This window comes from Martelella sp. UBA3392 (assembly GCF_002358775.1).
In the GTDB taxonomy this organism is placed as follows: domain Bacteria; phylum Pseudomonadota; class Alphaproteobacteria; order Rhizobiales; family Rhizobiaceae; genus Martelella; species Martelella mediterranea.
In genome coordinates this window covers 1-13,030 of record NZ_DEPM01000245.1, presented here as the reverse complement: position 1 = coordinate 13,030, position 13,030 = coordinate 1, and the positions used below count along the sequence as shown (strand labels likewise).

Annotated in this window: 14 protein-coding genes; 9 read left to right on the top strand and 5 right to left on the bottom strand. The window is 63.3% G+C overall.

Annotated features, from left to right (window positions below):
- The first annotated feature begins 18 nt into the window (after positions 1-18).
- Together B4E36_RS19545 and B4E36_RS19540 are read left to right on the top strand one after the other, a co-directional pair.
- A complete protein-coding gene (locus tag B4E36_RS19545; protein ID WP_018065341.1) occupies positions 19-714 on the top strand; it encodes an orotate phosphoribosyltransferase in 696 nt (231 codons plus the stop codon).
- Positions 715-743: 29 nt separating this feature from the next.
- Positions 744-1,670 carry a carbohydrate kinase family protein gene (locus B4E36_RS19540; protein ID WP_292058148.1) on the top strand — a complete coding sequence of 309 codons (927 nt, stop codon included), beginning with the start codon at positions 744-746 and terminating at the stop codon, positions 1,668-1,670.
- A 16-nt stretch (positions 1,671-1,686) separates the two neighbouring features.
- On the opposite strand, the gene B4E36_RS19535 is transcribed toward B4E36_RS19540, so the two are convergent.
- Positions 1,687-3,744, bottom strand: coding sequence for a M3 family metallopeptidase (locus B4E36_RS19535; RefSeq protein ID WP_292058150.1), 2,058 nt, complete (start codon positions 3,742-3,744; stop codon positions 1,687-1,689).
- 134 nt (positions 3,745-3,878) lie between these two features.
- On the opposite strand from B4E36_RS19535, the gene B4E36_RS19530 reads away from it, so the two are divergent.
- The 3 genes from B4E36_RS19530 (at position 3,879) to B4E36_RS19520 (ending at position 6,392) form a co-directional block, all read left to right on the top strand.
- Entirely contained in the window at positions 3,879-4,316 is a 438-nt protein-coding gene (locus tag B4E36_RS19530) for a MarR family winged helix-turn-helix transcriptional regulator (protein WP_292058152.1), read from the top strand.
- Between the two features lie 14 nt (positions 4,317-4,330).
- Positions 4,331-5,626, top strand: a complete 1,296-nt coding sequence (locus B4E36_RS19525) for a multidrug effflux MFS transporter (RefSeq protein ID WP_292058155.1) — start codon at positions 4,331-4,333, stop codon at positions 5,624-5,626.
- A gap of 76 nt (positions 5,627-5,702) precedes the next feature.
- Positions 5,703-6,392: a hypothetical protein gene (locus tag B4E36_RS19520; RefSeq protein WP_345900720.1), complete on the top strand. Its 690-nt coding sequence runs from the start codon at positions 5,703-5,705 to the stop codon at positions 6,390-6,392.
- A gap of 73 nt (positions 6,393-6,465) precedes the next feature.
- Here B4E36_RS19520 and B4E36_RS19515 read toward each other — a convergent pair whose 3' ends face one another.
- Positions 6,466-7,686: an argininosuccinate synthase gene (locus B4E36_RS19515; RefSeq protein WP_292058159.1), complete on the bottom strand. Its 1,221-nt coding sequence runs from the start codon at positions 7,684-7,686 to the stop codon at positions 6,466-6,468.
- A gap of 210 nt (positions 7,687-7,896) precedes the next feature.
- Here B4E36_RS19515 and B4E36_RS19510 point away from each other — a divergent pair, with 210 nt between their 5' ends.
- The 3 genes from B4E36_RS19510 to B4E36_RS19500 all read left to right on the top strand — a co-directional run bounded on the left by B4E36_RS19510 (position 7,897) and on the right by B4E36_RS19500 (position 9,838).
- Complete coding sequence (locus tag B4E36_RS19510; RefSeq protein ID WP_345900719.1) at positions 7,897-8,763, top strand: SDR family NAD(P)-dependent oxidoreductase; 867 nt, start codon at positions 7,897-7,899, stop codon at positions 8,761-8,763.
- Positions 8,753-9,097: a TfoX/Sxy family protein gene (locus tag B4E36_RS19505; protein ID WP_292058163.1), complete on the top strand. Its 345-nt coding sequence runs from the start codon at positions 8,753-8,755 to the stop codon at positions 9,095-9,097. The genes B4E36_RS19510 and B4E36_RS19505 overlap by 11 nt, the downstream gene beginning before the upstream one ends.
- Before the next feature lie 111 nt (positions 9,098-9,208).
- Entirely contained in the window at positions 9,209-9,838 is a 630-nt protein-coding gene (locus B4E36_RS19500; protein ID WP_292058166.1) for a riboflavin synthase subunit alpha, read from the top strand.
- A gap of 18 nt (positions 9,839-9,856) precedes the next feature.
- On the opposite strand, the gene B4E36_RS19495 is transcribed toward B4E36_RS19500, so the two are convergent.
- Genes B4E36_RS19495 through B4E36_RS19485 form a run of 3 tightly spaced genes read right to left on the bottom strand, consistent with a single transcriptional unit; the run spans position 9,857 to position 12,434 of the window.
- Positions 9,857-10,366, bottom strand: coding sequence for a flavin reductase family protein (locus B4E36_RS19495; protein ID WP_414673788.1), 510 nt, complete (start codon positions 10,364-10,366; stop codon positions 9,857-9,859).
- A gap of 20 nt (positions 10,367-10,386) precedes the next feature.
- Positions 10,387-11,277 carry an aldo/keto reductase gene (locus tag B4E36_RS19490; RefSeq protein WP_292058172.1) on the bottom strand — a complete coding sequence of 297 codons (891 nt, stop codon included), beginning with the start codon at positions 11,275-11,277 and terminating at the stop codon, positions 10,387-10,389.
- Positions 11,277-12,434 carry an LLM class flavin-dependent oxidoreductase gene (locus tag B4E36_RS19485; protein WP_292058174.1) on the bottom strand — a complete coding sequence of 386 codons (1,158 nt, stop codon included), beginning with the start codon at positions 12,432-12,434 and terminating at the stop codon, positions 11,277-11,279. Before B4E36_RS19485 ends, B4E36_RS19490 begins: the two co-directional genes overlap by 1 nt.
- 75 nt (positions 12,435-12,509) lie before the next feature.
- On the opposite strand from B4E36_RS19485, the gene B4E36_RS19480 reads away from it, so the two are divergent.
- Positions 12,510-13,030, top strand: a 521-nt coding sequence (locus B4E36_RS19480) for a GntR family transcriptional regulator (RefSeq protein WP_345900718.1), incomplete at its 3' end; no start/stop codon positions are given.

Below are 13,030 nucleotides of genomic sequence, written 5' to 3'. Positions count from 1 at the left end.
CAGACGAAAGGAACCGAGATGACCAGCGCGAGTTTTGCCGAGCCGCAAGTGATGGCCGACCTGATGGCCCGGATGCTGTGGGAGATCGAGGCGGTGCATTTTTCCCCCGACGAGCCCTACAAGCTTTCCTCCGGCCTGGTGAGCCCGGTCTATATCGACTGCCGCCGGCTGATCTCGTTTCCGCGCATCCGCTCCACCCTGATGGATTTCGCGGCCGCCAAGATCATGGCCGAGGCCGGCTTCGAGCAGTTCGACTGCGTGGCCGGCGGCGAGACCGCGGGCATTCCCTTCGCCGCCTTTCTGGCCGAACGCCTCGACCTGCCGATGATCTACTGCCGCAAGAAGCCAAAGGGCTACGGCAAGAACGCGCAGATCGAAGGCCATATGCCGGAAGGCGCGCGGGTGCTGGTGATCGAAGACCTGACCACGGCCGGCGGCTCGATGTTCAATTTCATCGACGCGATCCGCAATGCCGGCGGCATCGTCAATCACGGCATGGCGCTGTTCTATTACGATATTTTCGCCGAGGCCGGGAAACGTTTCGCCGATGGCGGCGTTGACCTTCATTATATCGCGACCTGGCAGAACGTGCTGGCGGTGGCGCGGGAGAAAAAACTGTTCGATGACAAGGCGCTCGATTCCGTCGCCGATTTTCTCGACCAGCCGATGGCCTGGTCGAAGGCGCGCGGCGGCGTCGACCGACTGTCCGCCTGAGACGCGCTGAAAACAACTGGGAGAACATAATGATCCTGTGCTGCGGCGAAGCCCTTATCGACATGCTGCCCCGTGAGACCACAAAACGCGAGCCGGCGTTTTCGCCCTATGCCGGCGGCGCGGTCTGCAACACGGCGGTGGCGCTCGCAAGGCTCGGCCGGCCAACCGGCTTCTTCTCCGGCCTGTCATCGGACCTGATGGGCGACATCATCCGCGAAAAGCTCGACGCCTCCAAGGTCGACCATTCCTATGTCGCCACCTCCGACCGCCCCACCACCCTTGCCTTCGTCAAGCTGGTGAACGGCGCGGCGAGCTACGCCTTCTATGACGAGAACACCGCCGGCCGGATGATCACCGAGGCCGACCTGCCGGAAATCGGCGATGACTGCCGCGCCATGCATTTCGGCGCGATCAGCCTGATCCCCGAGCCCTGCGGCTCGACCTATGAAGCGCTGCTGATGCGTGAGGCCGACAAGCGCGTGATCTCGCTTGATCCGAATATCCGCCCGAGCTTCATCACCGACGCCGACAAGCACCGCGCCCGGATCGAGCGGATGGCGGCGAAGGCCGATATCCTGAAATTCTCCGATGAGGATCTCGACTGGTTCGGGCTCGAAGGTTCGCTCGACGACAAGGCCCGCCACTGGATTGCGGCCGGCGCCAGCCTCGTGGTCATCACCCGCGGCAGCGACAGCACGATCGGCTACACCGCCACGCAAAAGGTCGAAGTGGCGAGCGAAAAGGTCGAGGTGGTCGACACCGTCGGCGCCGGCGACACGTTCGATGCCGGCATCCTTGCCTCGCTCGACCTCGCCGGCCTGCTGACCAAGGACAAGGTGAAGACGCTTTCGGCCGACGCCATCCGCGACGCGCTTGCGCTCGGCGCAAAGGCCGCCGCCGTCACCGTCTCGCGCGCCGGCGCCAACCCGCCCTTCGCCCGCGAAATCGGGCTCTGATCCGCCGTCTGATAACTTACACCAGCCCGCGTCCCTTCAGCATCGCCTCGGGGCCGGGCATGCGGCCGCGGAAGGCCTGATAGGCTGCTTCCGGCGCAACCGATCCGCCTTTGGTGAGGATCTCCGACTTGAGCTTGCCCGCGGTTGCCGGATCGAAGACGTTGCCCGCCTCCTCGAAGGCTTCGAAGGCGTCGGCGTCGAGCACTTCGGACCACATGTAGGAATAATATCCTGCCGAATAGCCATCGCCTGCGAAGATGTGCAGGAAATGCGGGATGGCGTGGCGCATCGCGATCGCCTTGGGCATGCCGATCGCATTGAGCACCCCATCCTGGAACGCCACCGGATCGGCCGGCGGATGTTCGGCGGTGTGGAGGCGCATGTCGACGATGGCGCAGGCGGTGTATTCGACGGTCGCGAAGGCCTGGCCGAAGGTCGCGGTGGAAAGCACCTTGTCCATCAGCGCCTCCGGCATCGCCTCTCCGGTTTCGGCGTGCAGCGCATAGGTCTTCAGCACCTCCGGCGTGGTCAGCCAATGCTCGTAGAGCTGGGAGGGCAGTTCCACGAAATCGCGGTCGACCCCGGTGCCCGAGACGGACGGGTAGGTGACGTCCGACAGCATGCCGTGCAGCGCATGGCCGAATTCATGGAACAGGGTGCGGGCGTCGTCCAGCGACAGCAGCGCCGGCTTTCCGGCGGCGGGCTTGGCGAAATTGCAGACATTGATGACGATCGGGATTTCGCCCTGATCCCCGTTCGGCAGCGTCAGCCTGTGCTGGCTCTGCAGCGCGTTCATCCACGCGCCGGAGCGTTTCGAGGTGCGGTTGAAATAATCGCCGAGGAACAGCGCGATCAGGTCGTCGTTGGCGTCGCGGATTTCATAGACCCGCACATCCGGGTGATAGGCCTTCACATCCGGCTTCGCCACGGCGCGAATGCCGAACAGCCGCCCGGCCACCGAGAAACAGGCCTCGATGATCTTCTCGAGCTGAAGATAGGGCTTCACCTCGCTCTCGGAGAAATCGAATTTCCGGGCCTTCAGCTTCTCGGCATAATAGCGCCAGTCCCAGGCCTCGATCTCGCCATTATAGCCTTCCTCGGCCGCAAGCGCCCGCAGTTCCGCCTCATCGTCGGCCGCCGCCTTCACCGCCTTTTCCCAGACATCCATCAGCAGCGCATCGACGGCGTTCGCGGTCTTGGCCATGGTGTTGTCGAGTTTCAGCGCGGCGAAATTCTCGTAGCCGAGAAGTGCAGCCTTTTCCGCGCGCAGCGCCAGCGTTTCCTTCATGATCGCGCGGTTGTCGTGCTCGCCGCCGGACAGGCCGCGCGCGGTCCAGGCCTTGAACGCCTTTTCGCGCAGGTCGCGGCGGGCCGAGAGCGTCAGGAACGGCTCCACGATCGAGCGCGACAGAGTCACGGCATATTGGCCCTCGCGGCCGCGCTCGCTGGCCGCGCCCGCCATCGCGTCGATCAGAAAATCGGGAAGGCCGGCAAGCTCATCTTCTTGCGTCAGGAACATCGCCCAGTCGCTTTCGTCGGCCAGCACGTTCTGGCCGAAGGCGGCGCCGAGTTCGGCGAGCCGGCGATTAACGGCGGCCAGCCGTTCCTGCTCCGCGCCCTCAAGTTGCGCGCCGGAGCGGATAAAACCCTTCCAGTGGCGCTCCAGCACGCGAAGCTGCTCACCGGTCAGCCCCAGCCCATCGCGCGCCTGCCACAGCGTGTCGATGCGCTGGAACAGCGCCTTGTTGGCGCCGATCGCGGAATAGTGGCTGGAGAGTTTCGGCACGATCTCGCGCTCGATCTTCTGGATCTCGGGATTGGTGTCGGCGCCGGCGCGCGTGAAGAACACCGCGCTGACCCGCGACAGCGCATCGCCGGCAACCTCCAGCGCATCGACCGTGTTGGCGAAATCGGGGGCATCCGGGTTTGCGGCGATCGCGTCGATCTCGCGGTTGTGGTCGGCCATCGCCCAGTCGAAGGCCGCGGTGAAATCGCCCTCCGCGATGCGGTCGAATTCGGGCAGGCCCGCAAAACCCTCCCAGCGGATGAGAGCGCTGTTGATCGTATCGGTCATGTCTGGCTGGTCCTTTCATGCTGGCTGGCGGCCTATCATGTGTGTGCGGCAGACGCGGCTTCAAGGCAAGGCCTTGATCGGCTGACGAAAAAATAGTAAGCATGGCTTATTAATCACCAGATACAGGAAACGGAATGGCGCAAGCATCGGTCGACAGGTTCGGATTCCTGCTGAGCGACGTCGCGCGGCTCTATCGCGCGGCTTTCGAACGCGAGATCGCCAAAAGCGGCCTTGGCGTCACGCCGGGCGAGGCGCGCGCGCTTGTCCGCATTGCCGCCATCAACGGCATGCGCCAGAGCGAGATCGCGGTGGCGCTCGGCATCGAGCCGATGACGCTGTCGCGCTATGTCGACGGGCTGGAAAAGGCTGGGCTGGTCGAACGCCAAGCCGACCCCAGGGACGGCCGCGCCAAATGCGTATCCACGACGGAAAAGGCCGAAGACGTGCTCGCCGCCATTCTAGCCCATGCCGACGATCTGGTCACGCGGCTGCAGGCCAACCTCGCCGAGAGCGACAGGCAGGCGCTCAACAGGGCGCTGAAGACCATGCGCGACAATCTGGCGCGGCTTTGAAAGACGATGACATAATGAGCAGACCTTCCGCAACGCGACCTCTGATGAGCGAGGGCCGCACAAGCTTTCTGGGCGCGGCGCTCTCCATGCTCGGGCCGATTTCGCTGTCGCTCTATACGCCCGCCATGCCGGCGCTGACGGAGGCCTTTGCCACCACGGATGCGGCGATCAAGCTGTCGCTGTCATTTTATTTTGGCGGCTTCGCCTTCGCGATGCTCGCCACTGGGCCGCTATCGGATGCGTTCGGACGGCGGCGCACGGTGGTGTGGTTTCTGGCGCTTTATCTGCTCGGCAGCATCCTCGCCGCCTTTGCGGGCAGCGTGTCGATGCTGCTCGCTGGCAGGTTGATCCAGGGCATCGGCGCATCGGTGGGGCTGACCGTCGGCCGCGCGATCGTGCGCGACCAGTTCACCGGCGAGCCGGCCTCGCGGATCCTCAACATGCTCGGCATCATGCTCGCTGTCGGCCCGGCGATCGCGCCGACATTCGGCGGCATCATCCTCTATCTGATCGGCTGGAAGGCGATCTTCGTCGCCATGATCGGCTTCGGCCTCACGCTCGGCGCGCTGGTGCTGCTGCTGATGGAGGAGACCGGAAAGCCGGATCGCGCCAAGGCCCGGCCGCTGCCGCTTATGAAGGCCTATGGCCGGCTGTTGCGCAGCCAGCACTTCATGGCCTCGTCGCTGATTATCGCCGCGTCGACCGGTTCGCTTTATGCGCTCGCATCGATCCTGCCCTTCGTGATGATCAATCTTGCAGGCCTGACGCCATCACAATTCGGCCTCGGCATGCTGATGCAGACCGGCTGCTATTTTACCGGTTCGGTGGTCTTCCGTATCCTGCTTCGCTGGTTCACGTCGAAGGCGCAGGTGGCCTTCGGCCTTTCCTTCGTCGGCATCGGCGCGGTCGCGCTTGCCATTTCCACGGAGGTTCTGCCGATCTCCTATCTTTCGGTGATGCTGCCGGTCGGCTGCTTCGCCTTCGGCATCGCCTTCCTGATACCCTATATCACCAACGCGGCGCTGCTGCCGTTTCCAGATATCGCCGGCTCGGCCTCGGCGATGATGGGCTTCATGCAGATGGGCTCCGGCCTCGTCACCGGCATGATCGCCGCCCTTCTCGGTTCCCCGATACTGGCCATGCAGATCATGGTGCCGGCCATGGGCGCGATCGCCGTCGCCTGCTATCTCTGGCTCCGCTTGATCGAAACACGGGAACCGGCATCTCCGGAAATCCGGGAGCCGGTCGAACCGCCCGCAGCCGGCGATGATTGGAACAAGGACCCCCAGCGTTCCGCAGCGATAAAATAACGGACATATCGCCTTTTACTGGTATTCACCGCACAAGCCCGCTAGGGTTGAGATCGTGATTCCGGGGGCACAGATCATGTTGCGCAATGCGCTCGATTTCATGCGGGCCAATGTCAGGTTCTTTGCGATCGTGATCGTCGCGACGGCGGTTCTCCCCTCGCTCGCGCCCGCCGCCATCGCCAGCCTGCTGGAGGTCGTCGCCAGCAGCGCGGTCCTCTTTCTCATCTACAGGCGGCTCCTGCGACAGGTCTCCTTGAACCCCTTCAGCCCCGGCGCGGGGATCGCGCCTGCGGAACTGTTCGGTTTCGTCTGGCGCGACCTTGTCATCGTGGCCATATCGGTGGCCTTTCCAATCCTGCTGCTTCTGGCCGTGACCCTTGTCGACCTGACGAATGTGAACGTCAACATCGCCCTGATCTACGGGAGTACCGTGCTTCTCGAGCTTTCCGCGGTCTGGGGCATTGCCTATTTCGGCACATGGCTCCCGGCATATGTCTATGGCCAAAACCCGACATTCCGGGCAGCGCGAAAGCGCGGTCAGGCGAGTTTCGGCTCGCTTGCATGGCGGTTCACGCTTTTATCGCTGGCGGTGCTCGCCATCGGTTTCGCGCTCGTCCAGATTGACGGCCCGCTCGGACTCTCCGATGCGATATGGCTCTACTGGCTCGTCATCATCCCAATCACCGCCGTCATCAACTGGTTCGTCAATGTCTATATCGCGGTCGCGCTCTGCCAGGCCTATGTGACGCTCGAGAAACTCGTCTGATGCCGTCTGGGCGATGTCCCCAAAGGGGAGGTCAACGAGGCGGCGGGACTGCCGCCTCGTCTTGCAAGATTGCTCACATCCGGTCGCGCTTGGCCAGCGTCCTCAGGCGCAGCGCATTGAGCTTGATGAAGCCGGCGGCGTCCTTCTGGTCGTAGGCGCCATGGTCGTCCTCGAAGGTGACGAGGGCTTCGGAATAGAGCGACTTCGGGCTCTCGCGGCCGATGACCATGACATTGCCCTTGTAGAGCTTCAGCGTCACCTCGCCCTCGACATGCTCCTGGCTCTTGTCGATCGCGGCCTGCAGCATCATTCGTTCCGGCGAGAACCAGAAGCCGTAATAGATCAGCTCGGCATATTTCGGCATCAACTCGTCCTTGAGGTGCGCGGCACCCCGGTCGAGCGTGATGGATTCAATGGCGCGGTGGGCGGCGAGAAGGATGGTGCCGCCGGGGGTCTCGTAGACGCCGCGCGATTTCATGCCGACGAAGCGGTTTTCGACCAGGTCGAGACGGCCGATGCCGTTGTCGCGGCCATAATCGTTGAGCTTGGCGAGGATGGTCGCCGGGCTCAGACGCTCGCCATTGATCGAGACGGCATCGCCCTTCTCGAACCCGACCTTGATGATCGTCGCCTTGTCGGGGGCGGCCTCCGGGGACACCGTGCGCATATGCACATATTCCGGGGCCTCGACCGCCGGGTCTTCCAGCACGCGGCCCTCGGAGGAGGAATGCAGCAGGTTGGCGTCGACCGAGAACGGCGCTTCGCCGCGCTTGTTCTTGGCGATCTGGATCTGGTGGCTTTCGGCGAATGCCAGAAGATCGGTCCGGCTCTTGAACGTCCAGTCGCGCCAGGGCGCGATGATCTTGATATCCGGGTTCAGCGCATAGGCCGACATTTCGAAACGGACCTGGTCATTGCCCTTGCCGGTGGCACCATGGGCGATCGCGTCGGCGCCGGTCTTTTCGGCGATCTCGATCAGGTGCTTGGAGATCAGCGGCCGGGCGATCGAGGTGCCGAGCAGGTAGACGCCCTCATAAACGGCATTGGCGCGGAACATCGGGAACACGAAATCACGGACGAATTCCTCGCGCACATCCTCGATGAAGATTTCCTTCACGCCCGCCTGCTCGGCCTTCAGGCGCGCCGGTTCCAGCTCCTCGCCCTGGCCGAGATCGGCGGTGAAGGTGACGACTTCAGCGCCGAGTTCGGTCTGCAGCCATTTCAGGATGATCGAGGTGTCGAGTCCGCCGGAATAGGCGAGCACGACCTTCTTGACGTCTTTGTGCGTTGCCATGTGAGTTCAGGTCCATGTGGTGTTTGAATGTGTGAGCCGTTTTAGCGGCTTTGCGCGGCCACGCAAGGAAAACCGTGGCGAAGCGCCGCGCAGTCTGGCCAAATTGCGCATTGACACGAAGTTTCATCTGCCAAAAAGTCATGAGCAAAGCCAAACCGCGCGCCAAATCGCCCCGGCGACCCGGCAAAAAGCGGAAAACGGGAGGAAATCATGAGCCAGCATCCTGCACTGAAAGCGGGCAACGCCGCCGTCATCACCGGCGGCGCATCGGGCATCGGCCTTGCCGCCACCAAAGCCTTCATCGAGCTCGGCATGAATGTCATGATCGCCGACCTGAAGGGCGAGAAGCTGAAGCGGGCCGGAGACGAACTGGCCGAGCTGGCCGAAAAGAAGGGCGTAAAGGCGCTGGCCCATGCCACCGATGTCTCCGATCTCTCGGAACTGGAGGAGCTTGAATGCGCAGCCAAGCGCGCCTTCGGCAATATCCATGTGCTGATGAACAATGCCGGCATCCAGCCCGGCACCGCCGTCTTCGGCAAGCAGATGCCATGGGACCGGATCATCGGCGTCAACCTCACCGGCGTCATCAACGGCACCCGCATCTTCGCGCCCGAAATGCGCGCCCATGGCGAACCGGCGGTGATCATCAACACAGGCTCCAAGCAGGGCATCACCACGCCGCCCGGCAACCCGGCCTATAATGTCGCCAAGGCCGGGGTGAAGGCCTTCACCGAGGCGCTGCAGCATGAATTGCGCAATATCGAGGGCTGCAGGCTCGAGGCGCATCTCTTGATCCCCGGCTTCGTATTCACGCCGCTGACCGCCAATGGCCGCGACGAAAAGCCGAAGGGCGCCTGGACGCCGAAACAGACCGTGGCCTTCATGCTGAAAAGCCTGGAGGCGGGCGATTTCTACATTCTGTGCCCCGATGGCGAGGTCGACCGCGCCACCGACGAGAAGCGGATGATGTGGGCAATCGGCGACATCGTCGAAAACCGCCCGCCGCTGTCGCGCTGGCATCCCGATTACGGCGAGGCCTTCAAGGCCTATCTCAACGGGAGCGCCGATGGCCATTGACGAGGAACTGAGCGCCAGGGTGCGCGACCGTCTCGAAGGCCTTGAGGGGCTCGGCGAGAAGAAGATGTTCGGCGGGCTCTGCTTTCTGGTGAACGGCCATATGGTGGTCGCCGTCAGCCGGCGCAAATCCGGAGAGGGCAATTACCTGTTCCGCATCGGCAAGGAAAACGCCGATGCCGCAGCTAGGCTCGGACGTTCGGAGCCGATGGTCCATGGCGGGCGCAAGATGAGCGGGTTCTACCATGTCGACGCCGACGACTGCCCGGACGCGACCTTCAACGAATGGCTGTCGATCGCCGTCGAAAACGCCTATTCCCTGCCGCCCAAGGCATGAACGCAGCGTCTTCGGCAGCGCACTTGTTTTCAGGCGTAAGCCCGCTCATATTGCCGGCGATCCGATGATTTCGAGCAAGGTCGCGCCGTGCCCGCGCGACGGGAGAATTCCATGTATACCGGCATCGTCCAGGCCGTCCGGCCGCTTTCCGACATTACCGCCTATCCCGGCGGCAAGACCTTCACGGTCGCCTTCACCGATGAATTGCTGGAAGATCTGAAGCTCGGCGCGAGCGTGAATATCGAGGGCGTGTGCCTGTCGGTCACCGGGATTTCCGGCCACGACGTCACCTTCGACGCCATGAACGCGACGCTGGAGCGCACCAATCTCGGCGCGCTTGCCAAAGGCGATGGCGTCAATCTGGAGCGCTCCGCGAAGATGACGGATGAAAACGGCGGCCATGTGATCGCCGGGCACGTGGCGACAACCGCCACCGTGGAGGCGATCAGCACGGCAGAGGAAAGAGCCTTCATCCGCTTCCGGGTTCCGGAGGAATGGGCCAAATATATCTTTCCGCGCGGCTATCTGGCCGTCAACGGTTGCAGCCTGACGGTGGCGGAGGTCGAGGACAATCTGTTCACCATCAACCTGATCCCGGAAACCCTGCGCCAGACCACGTTTATCCACTACAAGCCCGGCGACCTTCTGAACATCGAAGTCGACCACCAGACCATGGTGCTGGTCGACGTGATCGAACGCACGGTGACGCGCGTCCTGCCCGGGCTGATTGCCGGGCGCTGACCGGATCGGCCGGACTTTTCAGCCGTGATGGGAAAACCGGCCGAAGGCGCCGCGCGAGAAGATCAGCGGTTCGCCTTCGCCGTGGGCGGCGCGCAGCACTCGGCCGATGACGATGGTGTGGTCGCCGGCGTCATGGGTATTGGCGCGGGCGCATTCGAACCGCGCCAGCGTTCCCGCGAGCACCGGCACGCCTTCTTCGTTCAGGTGATGGTCGAGCCCTTCAAACGCCGCTCCGCCACGCGTGAAGCGGGCGGAAAGGTCGTGCTGGTCGGCCGCGAGCACATGGATCGCGAAATGGCGCGCGCCGGCGAACAGGTCGTGACGACGCGAAGACTTGGCCGGCGACCACAGCACCAGCGGCGGATCGAGCGAAACCGAGGCGAAGCTGTTGACCGTCATGCCCTGCGGCCCGGCATCGCCCTGAAGCGTGACCACGGTGACGCCGGTGGAGAATGCGCCCAGCGCATGGCGATAGCGGCGGCTATCGGCCGGGTCGGGCACGAAAACATTGTCTTTTGCGATCGCCATCCGGTGCAACGTCATTCTCCCTATGGAACCTCGTATCCGCGCGCGGTCTCGAACAGGGCAAACCAGTCCTGCCGGTCGAGTTCGACCTTTTCCGCATCGGAAATCGCAGCAATCCGGTCGAGATTGTTGGTGCCGAGCACCGGCAGGATATTGGCGGGATGCGCCAGAAGCCACGCGATCGCCACCGCCGATGCATCGACGCCGAAGCGTGCGCCGATCGTCTCAAGCGCCGCCATCAGCGGCTTGCCAGCTTCGGAAAACAGCCGGCCGCCGCCAAGCGGCGACCACGCCATCACCGGCAGCTTGCGCTCCTGCAGGAAGGCGAGGTCGCCATTTGTGAAGGGCTCGGTCGCCAGCAGGCCGAGTTCGATCTGATTGGTGGCAAGCCAGTTTTCCATATTGGATTGCAGCAGGGTGAAATCATGCGGGCGGAAATTGGAGACGCCAACCGAGCGGACCTTGCCCTCGGCCACCAGATCATCCAGCACCCGGCCTGTTTCCTCCGGGTCGATCATCGGGTCGGGACGGTGGATCAGAAGCAGATCAACATGATCCGTCGCCATATCCGAAAGCGATGCCTCAACCGAGGCGCGGATATGGTTTGCCGAAGTGTCGTAATGCTTCACCCGCTTGGCCGAATGACGGCCCATCGGTGCGACGATGCCGCATTTGGTGACGATCTCGATCCGGTCGCGCAGGCCGGGCGCGGCCTTCAGCGCTGCCCCGAGCACGGCTTCCGCCGTATAGCCGCCATAGATATCGGCATTGTCCATGGTGGTGATGCCCTGCGCGAGGCAGGCTTCGATCTTGGCCTGAACGGTTGCCGGCGTGGCATCGCCCTCTGCGATCCGCCACATCCCGTAGACCAGGCGGCTGAAACTCAAATCCTTCGCGATATCGACCCGCTGCATCAATGCCTCTCTCCAACGCCGAGCGGCGTTGCCGGTGTTGTTTCTGGTACCCGGCCATATACATGCGGCAGCGAACAGGTCTCAAGCGCCGGCAGAACTTTCGTGCCGAAATGATCGGCCTCGTCGAGATGCGGATAGCCGGAGAGAATGAAGGCGCGAATGCCCATGTCGCGATACTCGGCAAGCTTCGACAGCACCTGATCGGTGGAGCCGACCAGCGCCGCGCCGCAGCCCGAACGGGCACGGCCGATGCCGGTCCAAAGACCGGGTTCGACATAGCCGAACTGGTCGGCCAGTTCGCGGGCGCGGGCCTGATGCGAGACGCCGAGCGAGGCGGCATCATGGGCACGATCGCGGATCAGCCTTCCATATTCATCGTCGAGCTTCGAGACCAGATGATCGGCGTAGTCGCGCGCTTCCTTCTCGGTATCGCGCACGACGACATGGACGCGCAGGCCGTAATCGAGCGTGCGGCCATGGGCGGCGGCGCGTTCATGAACCGCCTTCATCCGCTCGGCGAGCTGGTCCTTTGTCTCCGGCCACATCAGATAGACGTCGCATTGCGCGCCGCACAACTCCAGCGCATCCGGCGAATAGCCGCCGAAATAGAGCAGCGGCCCACCATTCTGCTGATAGGGCCGCGCGGGCTCGGTCGTCACCTTGTGAAACTGATAGATTTCGCCGTCGTAATTGATCTCGTCGCGGGTCCAGGCCTGACGCAGGATCTCCACCACCTCATGGCTGCGGCGATAGCGATAGGCGCTGTCGGCCTCCTCGCCCGGAAAATTGGAGGAGATCACGTTCAGCGTCAGCCGGCCCTTCAGCATGTGGTCGAGGGTGGCGACCGTGCGCGCCAGCATGATCGGCTGCATCTCGCCGCAGCGGATCGCCGCCAGGAAATTGATTTTTTCCGTAATCGGCGCGCAGCCGGCCACGAAACTCAGCGTATCCTGCCCGACCTGATAGGAGGACGGACACAGGATGTTGCGGAAGCCATGGCTCTCTGCCGTCCTCACGATCGCCGAACAATGGTCGAAGGACGAGCGCAGGCTGCCGTCCGGCACGCCGAGATAGGCGTAGTCATCCGAACACAGCGCGGAAAACCACGACACTTCGGCGGCGTTCAGTTCGGCGGATGTCACGGGCACGACGGTCATTGCGTTTCTCCCATTTTTTGCTTGCGTATCATCAAATTTTGAGTAAATCAATAGTGTATCAATTTTGAGGTGACGATGGAAACCCGCAATGACGGCAGCCTGCCGGTCTATCTTCAGATCGTCGAACTGATCGTGCGCGATCTGGCGGCCGGACGGCTGGTCGACGGCGAGAAGCTCGCGCCCGAACGCAAGCTGGCCGCCGAACTGAACGTGGCGGTCGGGACGCTGCGCAAGGCGCTCACCGAACTGGAGGCGCGCGGGCTGCTGGAACGCCGGCACGGCTCGGGCAATTACGTGCGCGCGATCGCCGATCCGGCGAGCGTCTACACCATGTTCCGGCTGGAGCTGATCGAAGGCGGTGGCCTGCCGACGGCGAGGACGGTTTCGGTGGATCTTCTGGAAAAGCCGGGCAGCCTGCCGGATTTCGGCGCCTCGGCCAAGGCCCACCGCATCCGCCGCCGCCGCTTCGTCGGCAAGCGGTTCGCGGCACTGGAGGAAATCTGGCTCGATGCGGCCTATGCCAAGACGCTCACCATGACCGATCTTTCGGAAAGCCTCTATCTCCATTACCGCACCCGGCTGGGGCTCTGGATCAC

What these genes read in the sequence shown, in the direction of transcription:
- B4E36_RS19515 (WP_292058159.1), bottom strand. Translation starts at nt 7,686, where the DNA reads ATGGCAACGCACAAAGACGTCAAGAAGGTCGTGCTCGCCTATTCCGGC.
- B4E36_RS19500 (WP_292058166.1), top strand. Translation starts at nt 9,209, where the DNA reads ATGTATACCGGCATCGTCCAGGCCGTCCGGCCGCTTTCCGACATTACC.
- B4E36_RS19540 (WP_292058148.1), top strand. Translation starts at nt 744, where the DNA reads ATGATCCTGTGCTGCGGCGAAGCCCTTATCGACATGCTGCCCCGTGAG.
- B4E36_RS19520 (WP_345900720.1), top strand. Translation starts at nt 5,703, where the DNA reads ATGTTGCGCAATGCGCTCGATTTCATGCGGGCCAATGTCAGGTTCTTT.
- B4E36_RS19530 (WP_292058152.1), top strand. Translation starts at nt 3,879, where the DNA reads ATGGCGCAAGCATCGGTCGACAGGTTCGGATTCCTGCTGAGCGACGTC.
- B4E36_RS19535 (WP_292058150.1), bottom strand. Translation starts at nt 3,744, where the DNA reads ATGACCGATACGATCAACAGCGCTCTCATCCGCTGGGAGGGTTTTGCG.
- B4E36_RS19505 (WP_292058163.1), top strand. Translation starts at nt 8,753, where the DNA reads ATGGCCATTGACGAGGAACTGAGCGCCAGGGTGCGCGACCGTCTCGAA.
- B4E36_RS19525 (WP_292058155.1), top strand. Translation starts at nt 4,331, where the DNA reads ATGAGCAGACCTTCCGCAACGCGACCTCTGATGAGCGAGGGCCGCACA.
- B4E36_RS19510 (WP_345900719.1), top strand. Translation starts at nt 7,897, where the DNA reads ATGAGCCAGCATCCTGCACTGAAAGCGGGCAACGCCGCCGTCATCACC.
- B4E36_RS19495 (WP_414673788.1), bottom strand. Translation starts at nt 10,366, where the DNA reads ATGGCGATCGCAAAAGACAATGTTTTCGTGCCCGACCCGGCCGATAGC.
- B4E36_RS19545 (WP_018065341.1), top strand. Translation starts at nt 19, where the DNA reads ATGACCAGCGCGAGTTTTGCCGAGCCGCAAGTGATGGCCGACCTGATG.
- B4E36_RS19490 (WP_292058172.1), bottom strand. Translation starts at nt 11,277, where the DNA reads ATGCAGCGGGTCGATATCGCGAAGGATTTGAGTTTCAGCCGCCTGGTC.
- B4E36_RS19485 (WP_292058174.1), bottom strand. Translation starts at nt 12,434, where the DNA reads ATGACCGTCGTGCCCGTGACATCCGCCGAACTGAACGCCGCCGAAGTG.